Genomic DNA, 24,254 nt, shown 5'->3' on the forward strand with positions numbered 1-24,254 from the left:
TTCGTATAAACTTGTGCCGTTATAGAAATTACTTTTTGCAAATAATTCTAATTTTAAAACTTATAAAAAAACCACCAAGATGAAATTCTTTTCACTTCCGGGGAAATATACGGGCAATTTAATTATCCGCTTTTTTACAAATATTCCCCTGATTATAAATCAGTCAATTTATGAAGTTAATGTGCGCATTCTCGTTGATAGAAAAAAAATTGCTAGCACTTAACAATATTCATAATATTTTATCAATATTATTTATTTTTCAGTATGTTAGCACATTCTAGTAATTTTACTTATTGCAATAAGTAAGGTTAATTGGTGAAATTGGACTAATTGAAAGCAAACTTCCACCTAAACCGTGTTATTAATTCGAATGTCAAAGGCATACTGGTACCTCTGTTTTTTACTCGCTGTTATCTTAATTTGGTATGCAGCTAAAAGCCAAATTAGCGTGGTAGATAAACCCTTGCCTCGAATTCTTGAGTTCGAAGATGTTTGTCAAACCAAAAATCAATCAAATCCGCATTCTTTGATTTTACTTGCACCAAATTCTTTTATGGCCAAAAGAATTTTACAACAATTATGCGATAGTGCCATAGTTGGGAAACAATTTGGAAAAGTCACGGCATATTGGCAAACAGAAGAACGCGATATTTTACAATTAATTGGTAAAGGTGTTGTTGATCTGATTTTAATAAAAGAAAACTTTATTAATGCATTTGGTTCCGACACAACCTACGGCTACGAGATGATTGCTTCTTATGCTGATTACCAAGCATTCTTAATGTCTGCACGTGAAAAACCTATTCTGACGAAAGAATACTTGTTAGGAAAACGTATCGGTATTTTAGACTACCCAACCAGCCGTTCAGGCTATATTGCCCCTATACGCTTGTTAAAAGATCTGGACCTGTCCACACAACAAGTGAAATTAGTTTATGCCAAATCCCACTCCGAACTTCGCCAACTCCTGCAATCCGGTCATGTCGACATCATTTCAACTTACTGGCAAGAAGAGGATGAGAAACACTTTTCTAGAAACTACATCACCCCATTAGAAGAGCAAATTAGTGGCAGTAAATGGTATTTAAAAATGCTTGAGCGCAATACAAATTTAAAGTGTGAAGTTCAAAAAATCCTGACGCAACAAGCAGAAAATGAGCAATTCTCGAAATATTATAAAAATATAAGCATTATCAAACCTTGTGAGGCTGAATAACGTGAATATTGAGCCGCTAAAACAACATTGGGGAAGAATTGCTAGTGCGTTTGTTGTACTTCTTTGCTTATTTATATTTCTGCACTATTACACCTCCATGACCTTCAAAAATTACGCTACGGGGAGGCTTACAGATGCTACATTAAACCGCATTGCACTTGATATTCCCGAATTAAAGCTAGCCGATAATCGATTTAATCAGGCGGTTAATACATCGAAAGTGATTAATTACATTAACCAACTGAACCAATATCTCGCGCTTCAAGGCCACCCAATACGAACATTGGCCATTCAAAATACCGAAATTAAGATAGATGAAGCGATACAGCATCGTTTTGCTAGAAGTTTACTCTTCCCTCGCCAAACCATTATTGTGCAGTTTGCCCTGCTACCTTCTCAAACTAACCTTATTATTTATCTTGTGCCCATTACACTTGCTTGCTTGCTAACCTACTTAGCGATTCCCTTTCTTATAGGCGACAAAGCACGACTCAATGCCAAATCCGGGGATCTTGTTGAAGAGCCTTGTAAGTTAATACTCGACCTAACCACACGAACCCTTTATATCAATCGGGAAAGAGACGTAGCCGTTCCGTTAGCCAACAAACCCTTTTGCTTCTATCTTGCTATGTTGGATTTCTGTGCCGATGAGCAAGAAGCATCGCTGTATCACAACAAAGCTCTGCCTGAAGAGTTTTTAGCACTCACCAGCAAATATTTTTCTCGTTTGATGGATTTAGGACACACCAAAAGAAAGCGCCCCGATTTCAATGCAAACATCGATAAAATGTTGAGTGAAATTCGTAATGCACTTGATGAAGTCTTCCAAACAGAATCTGAAGCTAAATTGAAGTTCTATCCTAAAAAGGCTCAAGGTGAAGGTTCTCGCTCAAAGTTGAATAATTTTTCACTCTCGGGGTTATCAGCGAATGACTACGAATTGATTGGCAAATAAAAAACACGATTTTCTGTAATAAAAATGACTTTTTATTTGAAACTATGCATCGTGCCGCTAGCATTTTTCAAATTCGCTGGTAGTCTTGTCGCATTTGCAAATTGACTACTTTTTACCAAATGAATGAATCGCGCATTATCGCCATCGCGGGTGGCTCCGGCTCCGGCAAATCCTTATTTACGAAAACGATTAAAGAAGAAATTGCGCAATCAGGGGCAGATATTATTGTTATATGTGAAGATCACTATTACCGTGATCAATCGCATCTATCAATGGAAGAACGTTTAAAAACCAATTACGACCATCCTCAAGCGTTCGAGCATTCTCTACTTTCTGACCATTTGCAAAAATTGAAATCTGGTGAGGCAATAGAATGCCCACTGTATTCACACGAACAACATACTCGTCTGGAAGAAAAATTACTCATTCAACCAGCGCCAGTTATTATTGTTGAAGGCATATTATTGCTGGCAAGCCCAGAGTTACTCCCTTTGTTTGATGTGAAAGTATTTATTGATACACCGCTTGATATTTGCTTGTTACGCCGTATTAAACGCGACATTCAAGAACGTAATCGTGATTTAGATTCCGTTATCTCGCAGTACCAAGAAACCGTCAAACCTATGTATCATAAATTTATTGAACCAAGCCGCTTTATTGCGGATGTAGTGGTGACCCAAGGAGGGAAAAACCGCATCGCTTTGGACGTTATAAAGTCCCATATCAAACAAATACTAAAATAATAAATAGGATTCAGTATGATTAGCTTGCTGGGAATCATAGCTTTGCTGGCTATTGCTTATGGTCTGTCTTACAACAGGAAAGCAATAAATTGGAGAACGGTCTCGGGCGCATTTGCCATTCAAGCTGCCGTTGGGCTATTGGTGTTGTATTTCCCCCCTGGAAAACAGTTTTTGCTGGTCGTTGCAGGCGGCGTAAGAAACGTTATTGAATACAGTCAAACCGGTATCGACTTTATGTTTGGCAAGTTAGGCGGGGATTCTCTTGGCTTCATTTTTGCCTTTAAAGTGCTCCCGGTGATCATCTTTTTCTCTGCATTAATCAGTGTGCTTTATCACATCGGCATTATGTCATGGGTGATCAGAGCAATTGGCGGTTTCTTGCAACGCATTTTGCAAACGAGTCGTCCCGAATCGATGAATGCAGCCGCCAATATTTTTGTTGGTCAAACGGAAGCCCCGTTAGTCGTAAAACCGTTTATTTCTTCTATGACACGCTCTGAACTATTTGCCTTGATGGTTGGCGGTATGGCTTCTATTGCAGGTTCCGTTATGGCGGGATATGCCGGTCTTGGGGTCGAAATCAAATACCTTGTTGCAGCCTCTTTCATGGCTGCTCCCGGTGGGTTATTAATGGCTAAGATCGTAATGCCCGAAACCGAAACGGCGAAGAATGATGTCAATGAGCTGGATGAAGAAATCGAAGCCAGTGCCAACGTCTTTGAAGCAGCAGCAGAAGGGGCAGCCGGTGGACTAAAAATTGCCGCGAATGTCGGTGCAATGCTTATGGCTTTTATCGCGTTGATTGCCATGCTTAACGGTTTAATTGGTTACGTTGGTGGATTATTCGGTTCACCCGATCTCACTTTCCAAGTTATTTTAGGTTTTGTTTTTCAGCCTTTAGCTTGGTTGCTGGGTGTTCCATGGAATGAAGCGAATTTAGCTGGTAGTTTCATCGGGCAAAAACTCGTCGTAAATGAATTTGTCGCCTATCTCGATTTTGTCAGCCACAAAGAGCAATTAAGTGACATCAGCCAAGCTGTCATCACATTTGCCTTATGCGGTTTTGCCAACTTTTCTTCTATCGCCATTTTGATGGGTGGAATTGGTGCAATGGCCCCCAGCCGCCGCAGTGACATCGCTAAATTAGGCTTAAGAGCCGTTATAACTGCTAGTTTTGCTAATCTAATGAGCGCGGCTATGGCTGGCTTTTTCCTAAGCCTGTAAACTCACTCATAATTTACGCTCCTGATGCTGAGCGTTTTACTAAATTATGATTAAGATCAAATCGGCGATGCGAACTCCTGCTAACATCGCCGCACTGTTATTTTATCAGAGGTAGAAAATGAAACTTGTTGCCGTAGACTATCAAGCAGAAAACGCTGCTCAACAGTTTGTTGAATCGCTAAGAGAAACGGGATTTGGTGTATTAAAAAACCATCCCATCAAGCAAGCATTAGTTTCCAGCATTTACTCAAATTGGCAAAAGTTCTTCGACTCAGAGGCAAAACACGACTTTCTTTTTGACAAAGATAAGCAAGATGGTTATTTCCCGCCTGATATATCAGAAGTCGCTAAAGGCTTTAAAATCAAGGATATAAAAGAGTATTTCCACTATTATCCTTGGGGCCGTTGTCCAGCTGAGCTTAAGCAGGAAATCTCAACTTATTACGATGAAGCAATGTCCCTAGCAGCAGAATTGTTAGGTTGGGTAGAATCGTATAGCCCTGAAAACATCTCTAAACATTACAGCCAATCCCTATCCAGCATGATTGACGGTAGTGATTTAACCTTACTTCGTGTATTGCATTACCCTCCTTTACAAGGCGACGAAGAAGCAGGCGCAATCCGTGCTGCTGCCCATGAAGACATCAACTTATTAACTATTTTGCCAGCCGCGAACGAGCCGGGCTTACAGGTAAAAGGTAAAGATGGAAATTGGTTAGATGTCCCTTGTGATTTTGGCAACTTGATTGTCAACATTGGTGACATGCTTCAGGAAGCATCAGGGCATTATTTCCCATCAACGACCCATCAAGTTATTAACCCAGAAGGGCAAGATCAAACCAAATCACGAATTTCGCTACCGTTATTCTTGCACCCAAAACCGGAAGTTAAACTTTCTGAACGTTACACCGCAGATAGCTACCTGAAAGAGCGTCTGAAAGAATTAGGCGTACTCTAAGCGTCATTCATCTAAGAAAAGGGCCATTAGGCCCTTTTTCATATCAAAATTGTCACTTTAAGCGTGACTCTTTGTTCATCTTTACGCTAACCTTATCAGCTTTTAAAGCATCAACCGTTTAACCATGAAAAAATTTTTAGCAATTCTTTCCTTGTGTGTGCTCTCCAAAGCGGCGCTTGCTGAGCAACCTAAACTGATCGTACAACTCACAATCGACCAACTTCGTGGTGATCTTCTACATAGGTACAAACAGCATTTTGTCAATCAACGTAATCGTAAAGGCTTTAATCGTTTCTTAGAGCAAGGCATCACCTACGATAATACCCATTATCGTCATGCCGCAACGTTAACGGCTGTAGGGCATGCGACACTAGCGACAGGCACTCTCCCAGCTCACCACGGAATCGTAGCAAATCATTGGTACGATCCTATCACAGAACAAGGCATGTACTGTGTTGCCGACGACAAAGCAAAAATGTTAGGTGATGCTGGTTCAGGTGCTTCTCCAGCCAACCTCAATGCATCAACCTTTTCCGATCAACTTTATATGGGAAGCAATGGCAAAGCCAAAGTCTACGCCGTGTCGATCAAAGACAGAGGAGCTGTATTAACTGGCGGGCACTTCGGCAAAGCATTTTGGTACAACAAATCAACGGGTAATTTTGTCACGAGCAACTATTACTACGATGCATTACCAGAGTGGGCACAGGAGTTTAATGAATCAGGTTTAAAAGACAGTTATATCGGAAAACAGTGGCGCCTTTCTCTTAACGAAGATGACTACCACAACGATGCACAAAACCGCATTTTCCAAATTCCACCTAAGGGATTTAATCGTGGTTTCCCGCATAATATGCCGAAACTAACCAATGATCTTTACTACAGAATGATCGCAAGCACCCCGTTTGGCGATGAAATGACCATCAATTTTGCTAAGTCCATCATCGAGAATGAGAAACTGGGTAACGACAATATTACCGATTATTTGTCTATGAGTTTCTCAGTGAATGATTACATTGGACACACTTATGGTCCAAATAGCATCGAAGCAGAAGATGGTCTCATTAAGCTAGATAGCTTACTAGCGGAGTTCTTCTACTATTTAGATAAACGAATTGGCTTAGATAACGTTTTGCTTGTTATTGCGGCTGATCACGGCGTTGATGCCATTCCTGAATATAAAAAAGCACGCGGTTTTAGTGGCCTAAGGGGTGAAGTTGATAAAGCAGTAGACACCGTCAATAAAGCGCTAATGCAAAAATACGGTTCAGAAAGCTCCTTTATTAAATCGGCCGAGCTACCCAATATCTATTTTGACCATGCTGCATTAGAGAAAGCAGATGTCGACGCAGACGATTTCGCAGAAGACTTCATTAAAGAAGTTATCAAAGATCCTGCGGTTGATAGAGCTTACACCAAAGAGGTATTGAAAAAGCCAGGCTTCCGCGATGATGTTAGCCAACGCGTTTACAACAACTTTGTTCCAACACGTTCAGGTGACATTGTACTGGTACAAGCGCCATCAGCGATTATGAAGAGCTATTCTGCGGCAACGCATGGCTCACCTTATAAGTACGATACACATGTACCTATGTACTTTGCGGGTTGGAAGTTAAAACCTCAACGTATTACTCGATTAACGTCCCCCGAAGATATTGCTGTAACACTCTCATCAGTAATGAAAGTGGGCTACCCTGATAAAGCAACGGGCACGGTACTACCTGAAGTTGCGAATAGCCATTAAACCTTGAGAAACATAGTTCATTGAAGGAGGCACTTGGCCTCCTTCTTTTTGTGTTTAACATACCCGCGATAAATCCCCAATACCTATTCTTTCTCGCCGTCACAACAAACACTGCATATAGTTAGGCATACCATCACATAGGGAGTCTTATTATGTTGTCTTGGACCTCAACCGCGTCAATACACTGGAAAAAATACTTGAGCGCCATAAAACCGACGGTGTTATTAGCATTAATCGGTATTAGTCAAAGTCTCGCCGCGACCTCTTGCCCATCGCACTTTTATTCTCTGCCTATACCAAGCGATGCCACCACTTGCCATCAATTTGATGACAGTTTTCCGGCATCTATTAGCTTTCATACGAGATTGAGTCTAGAGCAAATTGAGTCATTTTACACAGCTTCAAAAAGCCAGCTTTTAATTACCCAAAGCCAGTTAGGACGGGTTGTTATTCAAGATGAGAACAACCAGCATAGAGTCGTCATATCGAAAGATGGTCAAGGCACTCAGGTGGATTTGCTCGTTATCAATAAATAAGTTGGCACACTCCGTGCTTTAGTCTGGGAAAGAGCAAACGCTCTCAACTTTAATTTCAGTTATTTGACGGAGTGAATATGGAACTTGTTATTGTACTTATCATTTTATTGATTGCCGTCACCATTTTTGCAATCAAGCTGAATGACGGTGGCCTAGCATTTCCATTCAGAAAGCGCACCACTTTGTTTACCCCAGTGGAGAGACAATTTCTGGAACTACTAGAAACCGCTGTGGGTCATCAGTATCGCATTATTTGTCGAGTTAAACTCACCGATATTATTGACGTCAGGAAGAACACCGCTAAACGCACCATTCGAACAGCGATGCAACGAGCAAGCGGCAGGAACTTAGATTTTGTTTTGTGCTCAAAAAGCGACATGACCCCTATTGTTGGAATTGACTTAGTACACAACAGAGGCGAAGGCTATAAAACACAAAGAGATTGGTTTGTTGCTGGCGCACTAGACGCCGCTCGTATCCCCCATCTAAGAATCAAAGTAAAAGGTGGTTATAAGCCTCAAGATATTCGCAACTGCATTGATGCCAAATTAGCACCGGTCCGATTTAAAGAACCCCAAAAACCGATTGTTGCTGGCACCAATAATCCAGATAGAAAAGCGCCTCTTACGCGACCTATCGCAGCCTAGTTTTACCAAAACTTCCTCAAGGTTTTGCCTCTACCTATGTAGAGGCTTTTTTCGTTCTCGCGCATGACAAAAAGCTATATATCTCGCTTGCTAATGAACATAGCATCACCATAACTAAAGAAACGATACTTTTCTTCAACCGCTACTTTATACGCTTGCATCACATTTTCTTTTCCTGCAAACGCACTAATTAACATTATCAACGTTGATTCTGGTAAATGAAAGTTAGTTACCATGGCATCGACGACCTGAAATTCATAGCCGGGATAAATAAAAATACTGGTGTCGCTAGCAAAAGCCTCCAACGCTTTCCCCTCGCGTTTTGCCTGTTGTGCTGCCGACTCTAAAGAGCGAACAGACGTTGTCCCAACTGCCACCACTTTTCCACCATTGCGTTTAGTCTCAAGGATCGCTTCGACCACATCCTGCGGCACTTCTGCATATTCGGAATGCATTTGATGTTCAGTGATATTCTCAACCCGCACAGGTTGAAACGTGCCAGCCCCAACATGCAGTGTCACAAACGCTACATTCACGCCTTTGGCTTTTAACTTGTCAATAATTGATTCATCAAAATGCAAACCCGCAGTAGGGGCTGCTACCGCACCCGCCTTTTCAGCATAAACCGTTTGATAGCGCTCTTTGTCACTAAGCTCATCTTCTCGTTCAATGTAGGGTGGTAATGGCATATGACCGTACTGCTCCAGCAAGGTGAACACCGATTCATCATGTAGAAAACGAAGTACGAACAAACTCTCTTGACGACTTTCCATTTCTGCGTGAACCGCGCCTTCAAGAATAAGCTTACTGCCCGGTTTAGGCGATTTGCTGGAACGTACATGAGCTAAAACCCGATGTTCATCCAAAACTCGTTCAACCAACACTTCAAGCTTACCGCCAGATTCCTTTTGGCCAAGCATTCTAGCCGGAATCACTTTGGTGTTGTTAAACACCATTAGATCACCTGCATTCAGCTTGTCATAAACATCGGTAAAGCGTCTATGCTCTAGCGCACCGGAGTTTCCATCCAGACAGAGTAAACGACTGGCAGTGCGCTGCTCAGTTGGATAACGCGCGATTAACGCTTCAGGCAATTCATAGCTAAAATCAGATAACTTCATAAATCTCACTTTGTTGTCGTCACTGCACACCTTTGTCGTGCAAAGTCACGCTTATATTCTGCGGCACCCAAGTAAAATTCCTTTTATTTTTCACTACCTTAGTAACATTAAAGCCCCAATAACTGAGCTCATAACGCGTACTTTTGTATACCAATAGATACCTTAAGGAATGTGCTTATAACCTAAAACATGACACTTTTAGCGCCACTTCTGTATAGTCCTGAGGTACGGAATATTTCTTTTCCGTCTTTCTCCCAATTACTTTAGGAACCCGATTTTCGGGTTCATTTTTTCTTTACATTTCATAAAGTTAATATCATTCCCAGACCTATTCACCTTGTCATTCTATTGTCATCTGTGACCGATAAAGTGCCGCCTTTATATTATGCGGTAACCCGCGGAATCGATTTGTGGTTTAAAAATGATCCCAGCACGTTACAGAAAACTACGTTACAAAGTTTTAGGTCTCCTCGGCGGCGGTATTTTATCTGTGGGCTTTATTGCGATCTACAGCTTTATTGTCTTATCTGATGACATTGGCGATTTTAACTCGCTCATGTCCAACGAAGTTAATGCCGCAGGAATAGCAAATAACATGAATTTGAACTTTAAACGACAAGTTCAAGAATGGAAGAATGTACTATTACGGGGTCATGAAAAAGCAGACAGAGAAAAATACTGGCAGCGTTTTAACAACCACCATCATACGATTCAAAACCAAACGGATACCTTTCTAACGCTGGATGTTTCCCCCTCTTTACGACAAGACATGCAGCGCTTCCAAGAAATCCACATGGGGCTACTGCCAAAATATCAACAAGCATTTCGCGTGTTTGTTAACAGTGATTTCGGCTACAAACAAGCCGATCAGGTAGTAAGGGGCATAGATAGGGAACCAACGAAAATTTTAGAAACCCTCTCCGAAAACTTAAACAAAGCCATACTCACAAACAGCTCTATGTATTCAAAAGGTGCCGCCAATTCTGTTTTGTACGGCAGTATTGCTATTTTAGTTACCATACTGCTCAGCATGTTTTTAACATTGATTTTTATGAATAAGAAGGTGGTACACCCCATTACATTGCTGATAGAACATTTAAGAAAAGTTAGTAAAGGTAATTTCAATGATGAACTGGCTTTCTATCGAAGCGACGAAATAGGCGCCATGTCGAAAGCTATTGAGGTGCTCAGACAAAAATTACTTGGAATTTGTTCTGAAATGAGCGGCGCTGAACAAGGTTTAAAACAAGTCTGCTTTAGTCTTACCGACAGCGCTCACGCCATTAACCAAGGTGTGGCCGAACAAAACAAAGAAACGGATATGGTCAGTAATTCAATGCAAAGCATGGTCGATATGGCAGAGCACATTTCTGCGAATGCAGAAAATGCAGCAGAAGTTGCCGCTAAAGCTGAACAAACTGCCACTCAGAGCATTGCCTTCATGCAAGAAACCATCGATACCATTACCCACTCCTCGAGCCAAATCAAAGACACCAGTCTCGTCATTGCTAAACTAGATGAGGACGCAACCAACATCGGTTCGGTACTGGATGTGATAAAAAGCATTGCCGAACAAACCAACTTGTTGGCATTAAACGCCGCTATCGAAGCGGCAAGAGCGGGCGAACAAGGGAGAGGCTTTGCGGTTGTTGCCGACGAAGTAAGGACGCTGGCGGCTCGCACTCAACAATCCACCGAAGAAATTCAACAAATGATAACAAATGTACAACAAGGCGCTCATGAGGCAGTAAAAGCGATAGAGCAAGGCGAAAGTACATCGCAAATTAGCGTTCAAAAAGTTTATGACGCAGACAAAAACTTAAAATCCATCACTAATGCCATTACTAAAATTAGCGATTTAAATAACGAGATTGCTCGTGCTATCCAGCAGCAATCAAACGTTACCTTAGCGATTAATAATAACTTGCACGATCTCAGGGCCATCGCAAAAACCAATGAAGTTCATGCAAAATCTTGTCAGAAAGATAACGAAACACTTAGCACAATGGAGTCGGTGCTGGCTGACCAAATCGCCCTGTTAATGGGTAAACATAAAGCCAACTAACTTCTTTAAAAACGAACTATATCCGTGTAACAGGGATGTTCACTGCAACAAGAATCAAAGCCGCTAATCAAGTTTCACGCCCATCGCTTCAAAAATGTTCACGATCTCCGAGCGTTTGATCTGTGGTAGATTCAGCACAAACACAATCTGTAACAATAAATCCGCTCCCAAAATGCCTTTGTTTACTTTATTTCGTAAGTTATCTGCGCTCTGATGTACATCAATCTCCTTCAGCTTTTCACTAAGATTTTGGTACTTCACTCCTCGACGTGTCATTTCTGCTTTAATCAACCGTTGTAGCATCTGTCGCCAGTCTGCTTGACTTAAATTTTTAGACATGAAAAACTCCATCACAAACGTGAATGATAATTTACATACATAACCTTTATTATTCAATTGAAAAAACAAAGTTTGACATTATTTAAGCGCCATCGCTATGATGAAGTCTTACAAAGCATTCTCATGAGCCCAAGCAATAGGAGATAAAGTATGAATTGGGATCTCGATCAACTTGCCACGTTAGTTGGCCAACAAACTGACTATGTTGTAACGCGTGAAGATGACTGTTTATTGATTGCGAATGCTGATGGCCTAGACGCATGGATGGCAATCAGTGGCGAACAAATTCTCGTAGAATCACTTCTTTTTGCAGAAGCAGAAGTGGCAGATATAGCGGCATTAAACGCCGCGGTATTGCGAAGCCACATGATTTTCCCACTCACAACCGTAGGCATTTCCAATATTAATGGTGAAGACTACTACACCGCCTTCGGTTCACTTAGTGCGCAATCAAAAGAATCCAGCGTATTAATTGAAATCGAAACCCTGTTCCAAAATGTTGAGGCATTTTTAGATGCCTACCAAGAGTACCTAAAGTAAATACCGGAGAAGCATCATGTCTGTTTGGAAAAAGTTAGTAACCGCAATTAAAGGTGGCGCAACAGAAGCCGCAGAAGCCGTGGTCGATAGCCAAGCACTTCGCATCTTAGATCAAGAAATTCGCGAAGCCAAAGAAGAGCTGCGGAAATCGGATCATGCACGTACACAAATTTTAGCCAAGTGTAAATTAGCACAACAAAAAGTCGATAAGCTGGACGAGTCGATTGCCGAATACGAGGTCCATGCCCGCAAAGCCATCGACACCGATAAACAATTAGCCTTGGATTGTGCGCAAAAAGTCACCGAGTTGAAAGAAGAGCGCGAAGCTGAAGCTCAGTTTTTAGCGCAATTTCAGCAATCTGATAAGCAACTGTCTCAGAATATTGCACAAGCAAAAGCAAACTTACGTCGCTTAGAGCAACAAGTAGACATGGTGAAAGCAACTGAATCTGTTCAAAAAGCACAGGTTGCCGTATCATCTCGTCACTTAGGTGCTAATAGTAAAATGAAAACTGCGACCGAGTCGCTAGATCGTATACAAAGCAAACAAAACATGCGGGCAGCAGAACTGCAAGCCGCCGAAGAATTGGCGGCCGATGAGTCCACCAGTGACTTAGAAAAGCGTCTCGCCAGTGCCGGTATTAAAGGTGGAAAAGAATCCGCAGAGGATGAGCTAGCGCGTATCCTAGGAAAGTAACACCCGCCGCACGTAGTATAGGAGTGATAACACGGTTTGATGTTACAGAAAATAAAGGAACTACTACTCAGGCAATTTCTGGAAATGAAGTGGAGCACGACCTTGATCGTGCTTCTCACTTACTGTGTTATCTCTTGGGGATTACTGGCGCTTGCTGGTGAAACCGCATTCTCGAATATTCATGAATTCTTCTATTGGATTATCGTCACCGCGTCTACCGTAGGCTATGGCGATATATCTCCTTCTACACAAGCAGGAAAATGGATTGTTTCCCTATTCGTTATTCCTGTTGGGCTGAGTTTATTTGCATTAATCATTGGTCGTGCTGCATCATGGACCAGCGATCAATGGCGTAAAGGAGTAAGAGGTTTGAAAAATCTCAACGTTTCCAATCACATTTTGGTTATCGGCTGGAATGGTCAACGCACAATCCAACTATTACATCTTCTATTACGAGAACAAAAAGACATTGAAGAACATCGCGATGTCGTGTTGTGCGTAAAGGCCGATATCGAAAACCCTATGCCGGGAAAAATCGACTTCGTGAAAGTGAACTCTTTCAGTGAAGATGAAGACATGAATCGTTGCTGTGTCGCAGATGCCGCTGTCATTATTATTGATAATCCACAAGACGACCTAACCATGACAACGTCGTTATATGTGAACAGCCGCAACCCTGATTCTCATTTACTCGCCTATTTCGACGACGACAATCTCGTCAGATTACTGCAACTGCACTGCCCTAACGCCGAATGCATGCCTAGCGTAAGTGTTGAAATGTTAGCGAAGTCGGCCTTTGATCCCGGCTCAAGCGTACTGCATCACGATTTACTCAATGTTGATGATGGCGGACAAGCACAGTTCTCCGTCAATATCCCCGCAAACACCGAGTCCATGACAGTAGAACATGTATTCTTGGGGATGAAAAAGCACTATGGCGCTACCTTTATTGGGCTAGCTGTTGGAGGGTCAAGGCAACATCTCGAACTCAACCCTTCTTTAGAGCAAGTGATCCAAGCAGGCGATAAAATATTTTATATCGCCCAAAACCGTATTAAAAACATACAATGGAACAAATTCAATGCTGGGTAAGTTATTTGGTAAATTTAATCAATCGAAGCAAAAAAGCGCACCTAAAGCACCGGAAATTATGGGGCTGTACTTAGGGGGTTCATTTAAAATTGATCCATTAAAACTTAGACTCATTGAACCTGAACTTATCATTGAAGGCGCCACAAGCGCCCATATCATTCAAGCTGTTGGCGAAGTGAATTTGGATACGGGTGGTAAAATTCTGCGTTTTTACACCGATGACGATGCTTTCTTACAAGTGGTTATGGATGGTGGCGACACGGAAAATCATATTACCGATGTCAAACTGTGGTATTACTACAATACCAAGACCATTGGCAATGAACAGCAATGGCAGCACACATTGACATCAAACGTATCTAAACCCACTTATGAACTGGAAGGCCAAACTTTTCAGCGTGTCTGGGAAGCGGTAGGTGAAGAATCGCCTCCCGTTGCCATGACTGAAAAAACGTATGAAGAAGACGGCGATATTTCAGAAACAGACCAGTTTATTATGCTTTATGAGCGAGAATTAGATACCAATAACATTGAAGCACTAATGATAAGTGCTGAAGAAAAAATTATTAATCAAAATCATGATCGTTGTTTGGTAACCAGTACCGGATTTAATATCCAACCAAGTGACATCACAATAAACGGCTAAATTAGGATGGTATTATGGATGCAGTATTAGAATCGATTTCAGGACTCGACAGCTTCGCGCTCTACTTTATTATTTCAATTTCCCTTCTATTTGTTTTCAAAATTGCCTACGCATTTGTGACGCCGCATGACGAATGGAAACTGGTTAAAGAAGACAAAAACACCGCAGCCGCTATCGGATTCGGTGGTGCCATGATTGGTTTTGCGATTGCACTAGGAAGTGCAGCATCTAACTCGCAAGGTTTGGTCGACTTTGTAATTTGGGGTGCCGTTGCACTGGTGGCACAATGCTTTGCATTTGCTCTCTTACGTTTTACTTTTATGCCTAAAATCGTAGAGCGAATTGATAACAATGAAGACTCCGCAGGCATTATGCTCGCGGCTATGTCCATTGCTGTCGGTTTACTCAATGCAGCTTGCATGACGTACTAACGCTTCGGGAGACGCATTATGACTAACCCGATAATTCATCAGAAACGCAGCGCCCAAATTAACTTGGGAAGAATGCGTAAGGTGTTTGCTCCCAAACCTCTTTCCTTAGGTGTTGCTTCAATTATGCTAACCGCCTGTGGTGATAACCGAGAGCAAGCAATGATCTTCACCAATCTACAAGATTGTGTGAGTCAAATGCCTGAGCAAGCGGAACAATGTGAATTGGCCTACCGCAATGCATTAGAGGAAGCGCAAAGAACAGCACCAAAATATGCAGAGCAATCGGCTTGTGAATACGAATTTGGCGCCGGACAATGCACATCTTATCGAAGCAATGATGGCAATAGCTGGTTCATGCCCTTTATGGCCGGCTACATGCTAAGCAACTTAAGCTCGTCACGATATTATTCGTCACCGGTTTTCACTTCTTATTCTCGGTACTCTCCTTACCGTTATCGCTGGATTAGTGCAGATGGTTACGAATACGGTGACATCCGAAAGCGTAGAGTAAAAGTTAGCAAAAAGGCCTTCTCTCCTAAACCAACGGTCTCCAAAACCATCAAACGCGGTGGGTTTGGTTCATCAGTCAGAGCAAAATCCTCTTGGGGCAGTTCAAGAGGTGGTTGGGGAGGTTAGCCTTCCCTTCACTATCCACATGTTAAGAATTCAAATTCCCGAGCGTCCACATTGGCGTCAGAAAGCCGAAGAGTTTGGCTTTCATTTTCACACCTTTGATGGCGAACCGTACTGGGACGAAACCGCTTATTATCAATTCAGCCTTGAGCAAATCGAAAACGACATTGAAGCTCCAACTGAAGAGATTCATCAGATGTGCCTCGAGGTCGTCGATAACGTGGTAAAGGACGAGGAGCTCTTACGTCTCTTTCAAATTCCTGAGTTATTTTGGCAACAGATTGCTGACTCTTGGCGCAACAAAGATCCCAGCCTTTATTCTCGATTGGATTTCGCTTATCAAGGTAAAGGAGTAGCGAAGCTCTACGAAAACAATGCCGATACCCCGACAAGCTTGTACGAATCTGGGTTTTGGCAATGGTTATGGTTGGAAGAACAAGTTAATCGTGGAAAGTTGAGCCGTGGCTCAGACCAATTTAACTCGCTTCAAGAGAAACTCGTCCATCAACTTCGCTACATCGCGGAGCATTACCGCGTTTCTCACATCCACTTTTCTTGTTGTGAAGACACCCAAGAAGACCGTGGTACAGCGCAATATTTGCAAGACTGCACGCGCGAAGCAGGCATCGACGCCCCCTTTGTATTTATTGAAAACATCGGCTTATCCGAAACTGGCTTTTTCACCGACACGCACGACCATACCATCGACACATTATTTAAACTGTATCCGTGGGAATTCATGCAAAGAGAAGATTTCGGTGAACATATAGAAGCCGCACAGGTAAATTGGATTGAACCCATGTGGAAATCGGTGTTATCCAATAAAGCTTTGCTCCCCATGCTTTGGAAAATGTTTCCTAATCACCCTAATCTGCTTCCGTCATGGTTCGAATCGGAATTACCAACAAGCTCTTCTACACCTTTGGTAAAAAAGCCCATTTTTTCCAGAGAAGGAGCCAACATCAGCGTAATTGAGCAAGGCAAGGCACACATTAATACTGGCGGCCCCTACGGAGAGGAAGGATATATCTATCAAGCTTACTGTCCGCTGCCTAAATTTGGCGACAACTATACGTTAATTGGCAGTTGGTTAGTGGGCGACCAAGCTGCTGGTATATCCATTCGGGAAGATGCCTCCATGATCACACAAGATACTTCCCGTTATTTACCTCACATTATTCTGTAGTAAATGGAAGGTCATCATAATGAAATCCTCTACTCCATCATCTTTACAAATCAGTGTAGCTTTATTTGTTTTGTTAACCGTTTTGGAGGTTATCAATATTTTTACTGGCAGAATGCTCAACCAATTCAGCATCTTGCCAAGAAGTTTAGAACACTTAACAGGCATTTTCTTTAGCCCTTTTTTACACGGCAGCTTCTGGCATTTCACTTCTAACATCTTCCCTGTTTGCCTATTTACTTATCTCGTTTTGCAATGGGGAAAGACGCGCTATTTAATGGTGAGTGCCTTTATCATTATTGTGACAGGATTACTGGTGTGGCTTTTGGGGCGTCCAGCCTTCCATTTAGGGGCCAGCGGTTTAATCTATGGCTACTTTGGCTTTTTGGTGCTAGCGGGATTTCTCAGTAAAAAGCCTCGCCTGCTTTTCATATCGCTATTTGTCGGTTTACTATACGGTGGATTAATTTTCGGAATTCTTCCGCTCCAAAACTTTGTTTCCTGGGAGTCGCATTTATTCGGTTTGATTTCAGGGTTAATTGCCGCATACCTTTGGCCAACACCACAGAGCCAATGATGCGATAGAACAATATTTCATTTATAATCGGTAAACTTTTACCGAACAAAATTCACCTGATTTGGACAAATCAAATATGAGCGAAAATTCCTCTCAAGTCGCAAAGCCAATACCCAAAAAAGGCGGCCTATTTAAAGATCTTATCTTCAATATCATTATTCCAACGCTTATTCTCACTAAGTTAAGTTCGGATGAATATTTAGGACCAAGCTTAGGTATTGTTGTTGCCCTCGCCTTTCCTATCGGATATGGACTTTGGGATCTTAAACAATCAGGGAAAGTCAACGCAATTTCCATCTTAGGGATTATTAGTGTCTTTTTGACTGGCGGCATTAGTTTACTTGAGCTTGACCCTCAATACATTGCCATTAAAGAAGCGATGATCCCCGGCATTATTGGTGTCGCAGTGCTCATTTCTCAGTTTACAAAATACCCTCTCGTTAAAACCTTCATCCTCAATGACCAAGTCATCAACATGTCGGTGCTACATGATGAGCTCGAAAAACAAGGTAAACGCTCGCTCTTTGAAAAGAAACTCAACTTCAGCTCGCTAATTGTTGCGGCCTCGTTTTTCTTGTCATCAGCATTGAATTACATTTTGGCTAAATGGATAGTTGTGAGTCAGCCCGGCACAGAAGCGTATAACGAAGAGCTAGGGAAAATGACAGCATTGAGTTACCCCGTCATCGTTTTACCGTCAATGGTTTTGCTGATTGCAGCCATTTGGTATTTGTTTGTTCAAATGAAAAAGCTCACAGGCAAAGACATTGAGCACTTTTTGAATGACCTTTAATACCTAAAAATGGGGGCTGAGTTACGGCCCTTATGACCAAACTAAGCAGATTTAGCCTCAAACACCACCAGCCAAGCGCCGGCTACCACAAGTGCCGTCCCAATCAAATGCAAGATTGTGAAGACTTCTCCAAGTACAATAACGGCGAGGCCTGCGGTCATTACCGGTCCTAACCCTCCTAAAATACTGGTCAACTGAGGGCCTAATCGCCCAATCGCTCCGGCAATAAGCAACGAAGGGATCACCGTACACACAATTGACATAACCGCAGCCCAAAAATAAGCCTGCCATTGCAGTCCAACAAGATTGATATTTCCAGCAAGCATCATGTGTACGGCGACTGCCACCGATGCGATAAGCAAGGCTAAACAAGTATAAACTTGGCTGCCTAAAGCGGCAATTCCTCGTTTACTTAACAATAAGTAACAAGCGAACAAAAAAGCACTGATAAGAACGAGCGTTCCACCTGTTAACACATCTTGCCATTGCCCTTGAGCTTCAACGCCAACGACAGTGGCAATGCCAACATAGGTGAGCAATAGTGCAATCACAGTAGTTCTGCTTGGTACTTTTTTAAACAACATAAAAGAGAGGAGCATCACAAACCCCGGATAAGTGAATAAAATGAGACGTTCCAACTGTGCAGAAATTAACTCTAACCCCCACAAATCCAACAAACTCGCCAAATAATAACCAAAAATACCTGCCACCATTAAAACCCAGAAAATATCGCGCAACTTAGTCACTAAGATAGGTTTTCTAATTTGATGCCATAAGAAAATACCAAGGTAAATAGGTGCCGAAAAAAGCATTCTTAATGCGATGAGTTGTTCACCACCAATTCCGTGATGGTATGCCAATTTCACCACGATGGATTTAAATGAAAATAATAGTGTTCCAAAGAAAGCAAGTAACAACCCTAGAGTTGCCGGTGTTCGAGCTGTTCGTAGTTTTCGCAATAAGCCGTTCAAATCAACCTACTTCCCGATAAGTATTCACGATTAAGATGATGCTGCATGAAAAGAATGACAAACACAGACGTGAGGCGCGTACCCAATCGCACGCAAAAAAATAGGGAGCCTAAGCTCCCTAAAGGTTATGCAATTAACACGTTTAGAACTGATCTTCTTCGGTAGAGCCCGTCAGTGCAGTAACCGACGAGGCACCACCTTGGATAACGTTGGTTAAATCGTCGAAATAACCTGTCCCAACCTCTTGTTGGTGAGCAACAAATGTATATCCTTTATCTGCTGCTTTAAATTCTGGCTCTTGAACCATTTCAACGTAATGCTTCATACCTTCATCGCCTGAGTAAGCGTGTGCCAGCTCAAACATGTTATACCACATGTTATGAATGCCCGCCAAAGTGATGAACTGGTACTTATAACCCATTGCACCCAGTTCACGTTGGAACTTAGCAATAGTCGCATCATCAAGATTCTTTTTCCAGTTGAATGACGGAGAACAGTTATAAGCTAATAATTTTCCTGGGTATTTAGCATGAATCGCATCTGCAAACTTTTTCGCTTCTTCTAAATCGGGCGTTGCCGTTTCACACCACAATAAATCTGCATAAGGCGCATACGCTAAGCCACGAGAAATTGCTTGCTCAATACCCGGGTTAACACGATAGAAACCTTCACTTGTACGCTCACCTGTTAAGAACGGTGCATCGTATTGGTCGATGTCAGACGTAATTAAGTCTGCCGCGTTTGCGTCTGTACGCGCCAACAATAATGTTGGAATGCCTGCGACATCCGCTGCTAAACGCGCAGCCACAAGCTTTTGAACGGCTTCTTGAGTAGGCACAAGCACTTTACCGCCCATATGACCACACTTCTTAACTGACGCTAGTTGGTCTTCAAAGTGAACGCCTGAAGCTCCGGCTTTGATCATAGACTTCATAAGCTCATATGCATTCAGTACGCCACCGAAGCCAGCTTCCGCATCGGCAACGATTGGCGCAAAATAATCAATGAAGTTTTCGTCCCCCGGACGCACACCGTTCTTCCATTGGATTTGGTCTGCGCGGGTAAATGAATTGTTGATGCGCTCTACTACAGTAGGAACTGAATCAACAGGATATAAAGATTGATCGGGATACATACTGCAAGCACTATTGTTATCTGCTGCTACCTGCCAGCCCGAAAGGTAAATCGCTTCGATACCCGCTTTAACTTGCTGTACAGCTTGTCCACCAGTGAGTGAACCCAAGCAATTCACATACCCTTTCTTTGCTTCGCCATTAACCAAAGCCCAAAGCTTTTCTGCTCCACGACGAGCGAGAGTGTTTTCTTGTTTAACAGAGCCACGCAAACGAACCACATCAGCAGCGCTGTATGTACGCGTGATGTTTTTCCAGCGGGGATTTTCCGCCCAGTCACGTTCTAAATTGGCGATTTCTTGTTGCTCATCAAAATATCCGCTAGACATAGTTGATTCCTCTAACTTTTATGCTCTAAATAGAAAACCGAGTGATAAAAATTCACGGGTTTTGTAAACCTTTCGCTGACAAGTGTAGTTCTACGATGTACAATTCAATAAATTTATAAACTTAATTGCCGACATTAATATTATGAATATAAATAAAATCGATCTTAACCTTTTAGTTTATTTAGATGTGCTGTTAAGAGAGGGAAGCGTCACTCGCGCAGCCAACCGACTTAGCATCACTCAACCGGCAATGAGTAACGGGCTAAGACGTTTACGCGACCTCTTCAACGACCCCATTTTAGTTCGCACTAGCGATGGTATGACCCCCACCAAACGTGCGCTAGAGCTACAACCCGTCATTCGTGATGTCCTTGGCAAACTTGAAAATGCAATTCAGCCAGAGCAAGATTTCGATCCCCTTGAAAGCAAGCGCACATTTAGGATTATGGCAAGTGATTATGCAGAATCCACATTATTGCTCTCTTTATTAGGCGCACTTCAAGAAAAGGCACCAAAAATCGTCTTAGACGTTATTACACCAAGCGATGTAACCTTCCATGACGTTGAGCATGGAAAGGTAGATATGGCAATTAACCGCTTTGAAGAACTGCCACTTTCCTTCCATCAAAAGGTAATTTGGTACGATGCATTCTCCTGTGTGGTTAACATAAACAACCCCGTTTTAAACTCATTTGACTTAGAAAATTATCTAAAAGCGCAACATGTTTGGGTGAGTAAAACGGGTTTTGGTGTTGGCGTTGGTATCGACCCTACCGAAGTCCAGAAACTAGGGTGGGTAGACTCGGAGCTCAATAAATTCGGGCAAAAACGTGACATTCGGGTCTTCACTCGTCACTATCATGTTGCTCTACAGTTAGCTCGAACACAGAATTTAGTAGCAACCCTTCCTAGCAAAATTGCCAACATGTATGCAGACGATCCCCAAGTGAAAATTCTAGAGCCTCCTTTTGATATTCCTCCTATTGGGTTAAAGATGGCGTGGAGCTCTTTGTTGCATCAAGATGCAGGGCACATTTGGCTCAGACGCTTAATTGCTGATGTAGCCTCAAATCTAAGCCATTCACCAAAGTTATCATAAAAATAAAAACCATAAATTAAGTTTTAACCCTAAGTTCTGCATACACTGGCATTTATTGCGGAGGAAACGCCTCCGCACTACAGTTTATCGAAAGCCTGCAAGGAGTAAGTTATGCAGAATCCTGGCGATTCCACTATTTCTATTGGTCAACTGACTATCGATGCCCGCTTATTCCAATTCATCAATGAGGAAGCCCTTCCGGGAACACAAGTTGAACAAACACAGTTTTGGGCTGATTTTGAACAGCTTTTAGTGGATTTAGTGCCTGTCAATCAAGCCCTTTTAGCAAAACGCGAACAACTTCAACAGGAAATTGACCGTTACGCTAAAGCACATCTGGGACGCCCGAATCCCGACGAATACAAAACCTTGCTACAAAATATTGGTTATCTTGAGCCAAAACCTGCGCCGTTTAAAATTGGCACTCAACATGTAGACGCTGAAATTGCACAACTTGCAGGGCCTCAACTTGTAGTGCCAATTAGTAATGCGCGTTATGCATTAAATGCTGTAAATGCGCGCTGGGGAAGCCTCTACGACGCTCTTTACGGTACAGATGTCATCCCAAAAACGGGCAATGAAGAGCCCGGTTATGATGCGCAAAGAGGCGAAAAGGTCATTACCTACGCACGTAATTGGTTAAATACGCATTTCCCTTTAAAGGGAGGAAGTCACCATGATGCAACCAATTACCAAATTACCAACAATCAACTGGTAGTCACTTTAAAAGACGGTTCAGAAACCTGTCTCCAAAGTGACATCGCTTACCAAGGCTATCAAGGTGAAGCAAAAGCCCCTGAAAGCATCTTGTTGATTCACAATGGGTTACATATCGAACTCCAATTCGATGCTGAGCATCCAATTGGCAAAGATGACATCGCCCACATGAAAGACATCGCCGTAGAATCGGCATTGACCACAATTATCGATTGTGAAGATTCCGTTGCTGCCGTTGATGCAGAAGACAAAATACATGTTTATCGTAATTGGCTTGGTTTAATGCGAGGAACATTGAAAGAGGAAATTTCGAAAGGCGATAAAAGCATTCTGCGCAAAATGCGACCAGACCGTGAATACAAAGATAAGAACGGCAAAACACTCACACTCCCCGGACGAGCACTGATGTTCGTGCGCAATGTGGGTCACTTAATGACTAGCGATGCGATTTTGCTCAATGGCGAAGCAATTCCTGAAGGCATTATGGATGGCGTCATTACCAGTCTCATTGCCAAACACGACTTGTTAGGCAACAGCAAAGTACAAAACAGCCGTGAAGGCAGTGTATACATTGTTAAACCTAAAATGCATGGTTCCGAAGAAGTGGCTTTTGCCAATACCCTATTTGATCGTATCGAATCCCTCTTACATTTAGCACCCAACACACTAAAAATGGGCATCATGGATGAGGAACGACGCACCAGTGTTAACCTTGCCGCGTGTATTGCCGCCGCCAAAGACAGAGTTGTCTTTATCAACACAGGCTTTTTAGATAGAACTGGTGATGAAATTCATACCTCTATGTTATTTGGCCCCTTTGCCCCCAAAGCCACTCTCAAAACCTTGCCATGGATACAGGCTTATGAACGTTCAAACGTTGCTACAGGCTTAGCCGCAGGTATGAGCGGTCGTGCGCAAATAGGTAAAGGCATGTGGCCAGAACCAGATAACATGGCCGCCATGATGAGCGCCAAAATTGCCCATCCAAAGGCGGGTGCCAATACCGCTTGGGTACCTTCACCGACGGCCGCCACTCTACATGCGTTGCACTACCACGAAGTGGATGTTGCTGCGGTTCAACAAAGCTTATTAGCTGAAGAATTTGATGGGTTAGACGACATCCTCAACATTCCACTAATGGACGAGTCCACCACGCTCTCAGCTGACGAATTGCAACGTGAAATCGACAATAACGTACAAGGGATTTTAGGATACGTTGTACGCTGGGTTAACCAAGGTGTGGGATGCTCCAAAGTGCCAGACATTAACAATGTTGGCCTAATGGAAGACAGAGCAACATTGCGTATTTCCAGTCAACATTTAGCCAACTGGCTTTGTCACAACATCATCACAGAAGAGCAAGTTCGGGAAAGCATGGCTAAAATGGCCAAATTTGTTGACGAGCAAAACGCTAACGACCCTGAATACATACCCATGTTGCCAGACCTTGAAAACAGTATCGCCTTCCAAGCTGCACAGGATTTAATATTTGAAGGCATGAAGCAGCCAAGTGGCTACACCGAACCAGTATTGCATCAAAAGCGTCAAGCACTGAAAGCCAGCTTGCGCCCTTAAATATCGCTACAGGTAAAGCAAACGCTCCCAAAGCGTTAGCTAATTAGCAACCCGTTGTTCATCAAGGGCAAGGACGCCGACTTCAATCCCATTTTCCTACCAAAATTTTCTTATACTCCTCCAAGACCAAGCCCCTATGTCGTGCTCATTTTGCAGTAAAAAAAATCATCTCAACTTATTTGGGTGTGTTGATCTTTCGTGTATAGATAACGAACCCAGAGGACAGCGTCTGTATACGAAAGATCAACACGCCCTAAACAGCAAGTCTTTTATTTAACCAGTTGCGTTGC

General features: G+C 42.6%; 24 protein-coding genes. 20 read left to right on the forward strand and 4 right to left on the reverse strand.

Features of this window, described 5'->3' with window-relative positions; translation table 11 throughout:
• The first annotated feature begins 370 nt into the window (after positions 1-370).
• The 8 genes from HJG39_RS03395 (at position 371) to HJG39_RS03430 (ending at position 8,023) form a co-directional block, all read left to right on the forward strand.
• A complete protein-coding gene (locus tag HJG39_RS03395; RefSeq protein ID WP_268406811.1) occupies positions 371-1,216 on the forward strand; it encodes a hypothetical protein in 846 nt (281 codons plus the stop codon).
• A gap of 1 nt (position 1,217) precedes the next feature.
• Positions 1,218-2,171, forward strand: coding sequence for a hypothetical protein (locus HJG39_RS03400; RefSeq protein ID WP_268406814.1), 954 nt, complete (start codon positions 1,218-1,220; stop codon positions 2,169-2,171).
• Positions 2,172-2,290: 119 nt separating this feature from the next.
• On the forward strand, positions 2,291-2,914 hold the full coding sequence (udk, locus tag HJG39_RS03405; protein WP_268406817.1) for a uridine kinase: 624 nt from the start codon (positions 2,291-2,293) through the stop codon (positions 2,912-2,914).
• A 15-nt stretch (positions 2,915-2,929) separates the two neighbouring features.
• The gene (locus tag HJG39_RS03410) at positions 2,930-4,138 is read left to right on the forward strand and encodes a NupC/NupG family nucleoside CNT transporter (RefSeq protein ID WP_268406819.1); all 1,209 of its coding nucleotides are present in this window, start codon (positions 2,930-2,932) and stop codon (positions 4,136-4,138) included.
• 118 nt (positions 4,139-4,256) lie between these two features.
• Positions 4,257-5,096: a 2OG-Fe(II) oxygenase family protein gene (locus tag HJG39_RS03415; RefSeq protein WP_268406820.1), complete on the forward strand. Its 840-nt coding sequence runs from the start codon at positions 4,257-4,259 to the stop codon at positions 5,094-5,096.
• A 124-nt stretch (positions 5,097-5,220) separates the two neighbouring features.
• On the forward strand, positions 5,221-6,840 hold the full coding sequence (locus HJG39_RS03420; RefSeq protein ID WP_268406822.1) for an alkaline phosphatase family protein: 1,620 nt from the start codon (positions 5,221-5,223) through the stop codon (positions 6,838-6,840).
• A gap of 152 nt (positions 6,841-6,992) precedes the next feature.
• The gene (locus HJG39_RS03425; protein WP_268406824.1) at positions 6,993-7,376 is read left to right on the forward strand and encodes a hypothetical protein; all 384 of its coding nucleotides are present in this window, start codon (positions 6,993-6,995) and stop codon (positions 7,374-7,376) included.
• Positions 7,377-7,453: 77 nt separating this feature from the next.
• A complete protein-coding gene (locus tag HJG39_RS03430) occupies positions 7,454-8,023 on the forward strand; it encodes a DUF2726 domain-containing protein (RefSeq protein WP_268406827.1) in 570 nt (189 codons plus the stop codon).
• 74 nt (positions 8,024-8,097) lie between these two features.
• Here the strand turns inward: HJG39_RS03430 and queA are convergent, their stop codons facing one another.
• Positions 8,098-9,144 carry a tRNA preQ1(34) S-adenosylmethionine ribosyltransferase-isomerase QueA gene (gene queA / locus HJG39_RS03435; protein ID WP_268406828.1) on the reverse strand — a complete coding sequence of 349 codons (1,047 nt, stop codon included), beginning with the start codon at positions 9,142-9,144 and terminating at the stop codon, positions 8,098-8,100.
• A gap of 421 nt (positions 9,145-9,565) precedes the next feature.
• Here queA and HJG39_RS03440 point away from each other — a divergent pair, with 421 nt between their 5' ends.
• The gene (locus HJG39_RS03440) at positions 9,566-11,209 is read left to right on the forward strand and encodes a methyl-accepting chemotaxis protein (RefSeq protein WP_268406830.1); all 1,644 of its coding nucleotides are present in this window, start codon (positions 9,566-9,568) and stop codon (positions 11,207-11,209) included.
• 63 nt (positions 11,210-11,272) lie between these two features.
• Here the strand turns inward: HJG39_RS03440 and HJG39_RS03445 are convergent, their stop codons facing one another.
• A complete protein-coding gene (locus HJG39_RS03445) occupies positions 11,273-11,548 on the reverse strand; it encodes a DUF6471 domain-containing protein (protein ID WP_268406831.1) in 276 nt (91 codons plus the stop codon).
• A gap of 150 nt (positions 11,549-11,698) precedes the next feature.
• Between HJG39_RS03445 and HJG39_RS03450 the strand changes: the two genes are divergently transcribed.
• The 9 genes from HJG39_RS03450 to HJG39_RS03490 all read left to right on the forward strand — a co-directional run bounded on the left by HJG39_RS03450 (position 11,699) and on the right by HJG39_RS03490 (position 18,140).
• Positions 11,699-12,088, forward strand: coding sequence for a DUF2170 family protein (locus HJG39_RS03450; RefSeq protein WP_268406833.1), 390 nt, complete (start codon positions 11,699-11,701; stop codon positions 12,086-12,088).
• 16 nt (positions 12,089-12,104) lie between these two features.
• Complete coding sequence (locus HJG39_RS03455) at positions 12,105-12,785, forward strand: PspA/IM30 family protein (RefSeq protein WP_268406834.1); 681 nt, start codon at positions 12,105-12,107, stop codon at positions 12,783-12,785.
• 39 nt (positions 12,786-12,824) lie between these two features.
• The gene (locus HJG39_RS03460; RefSeq protein ID WP_268406836.1) at positions 12,825-13,877 is read left to right on the forward strand and encodes a potassium channel family protein; all 1,053 of its coding nucleotides are present in this window, start codon (positions 12,825-12,827) and stop codon (positions 13,875-13,877) included.
• Positions 13,867-14,523 (forward strand): YjfK family protein, encoded by a 657-nt coding sequence (locus HJG39_RS03465; RefSeq protein ID WP_268406837.1) that lies wholly within the window; start codon positions 13,867-13,869, stop codon positions 14,521-14,523. The genes HJG39_RS03460 and HJG39_RS03465 overlap by 11 nt, the downstream gene beginning before the upstream one ends.
• A gap of 14 nt (positions 14,524-14,537) precedes the next feature.
• On the forward strand, positions 14,538-14,954 hold the full coding sequence (locus tag HJG39_RS03470; protein WP_268406838.1) for a DUF350 domain-containing protein: 417 nt from the start codon (positions 14,538-14,540) through the stop codon (positions 14,952-14,954).
• Between the two features lie 18 nt (positions 14,955-14,972).
• Positions 14,973-15,590: a DUF1190 domain-containing protein gene (locus tag HJG39_RS03475; RefSeq protein ID WP_268406840.1), complete on the forward strand. Its 618-nt coding sequence runs from the start codon at positions 14,973-14,975 to the stop codon at positions 15,588-15,590.
• 19 nt (positions 15,591-15,609) lie between these two features.
• On the forward strand, positions 15,610-16,773 hold the full coding sequence (locus tag HJG39_RS03480; protein WP_268407081.1) for a glutathionylspermidine synthase family protein: 1,164 nt from the start codon (positions 15,610-15,612) through the stop codon (positions 16,771-16,773).
• 19 nt (positions 16,774-16,792) lie between these two features.
• Complete coding sequence (locus HJG39_RS03485) at positions 16,793-17,347, forward strand: rhomboid family intramembrane serine protease (protein ID WP_268406842.1); 555 nt, start codon at positions 16,793-16,795, stop codon at positions 17,345-17,347.
• Positions 17,348-17,423: 76 nt separating this feature from the next.
• Positions 17,424-18,140 (forward strand): VC0807 family protein, encoded by a 717-nt coding sequence (locus HJG39_RS03490; protein ID WP_268406844.1) that lies wholly within the window; start codon positions 17,424-17,426, stop codon positions 18,138-18,140.
• 41 nt (positions 18,141-18,181) lie between these two features.
• Here the strand turns inward: HJG39_RS03490 and HJG39_RS03495 are convergent, their stop codons facing one another.
• On the reverse strand, positions 18,182-19,111 hold the full coding sequence (locus tag HJG39_RS03495; RefSeq protein WP_268406845.1) for a DMT family transporter: 930 nt from the start codon (positions 19,109-19,111) through the stop codon (positions 18,182-18,184).
• Positions 19,112-19,253: 142 nt separating this feature from the next.
• The gene (aceA, locus tag HJG39_RS03500; RefSeq protein WP_268406846.1) at positions 19,254-20,573 is read right to left on the reverse strand and encodes an isocitrate lyase; all 1,320 of its coding nucleotides are present in this window, start codon (positions 20,571-20,573) and stop codon (positions 19,254-19,256) included.
• Between the two features lie 142 nt (positions 20,574-20,715).
• On the opposite strand from aceA, the gene HJG39_RS03505 reads away from it, so the two are divergent.
• Both HJG39_RS03505 and HJG39_RS03510 read left to right on the forward strand, forming a co-directional pair.
• Entirely contained in the window at positions 20,716-21,672 is a 957-nt protein-coding gene (locus HJG39_RS03505; protein ID WP_268406848.1) for a LysR family transcriptional regulator, read from the forward strand.
• Between the two features lie 111 nt (positions 21,673-21,783).
• Positions 21,784-23,964 carry a malate synthase G gene (locus tag HJG39_RS03510; protein WP_268406851.1) on the forward strand — a complete coding sequence of 727 codons (2,181 nt, stop codon included), beginning with the start codon at positions 21,784-21,786 and terminating at the stop codon, positions 23,962-23,964.
• Positions 23,965-24,254: the final 290 nt, after the last annotated feature.

The sequence above is a fragment of the Alteromonas sp. a30 genome (assembly GCF_026788005.1).
Classification (GTDB): Bacteria; Pseudomonadota; Gammaproteobacteria; order Enterobacterales; family Alteromonadaceae; genus Paraneptunicella.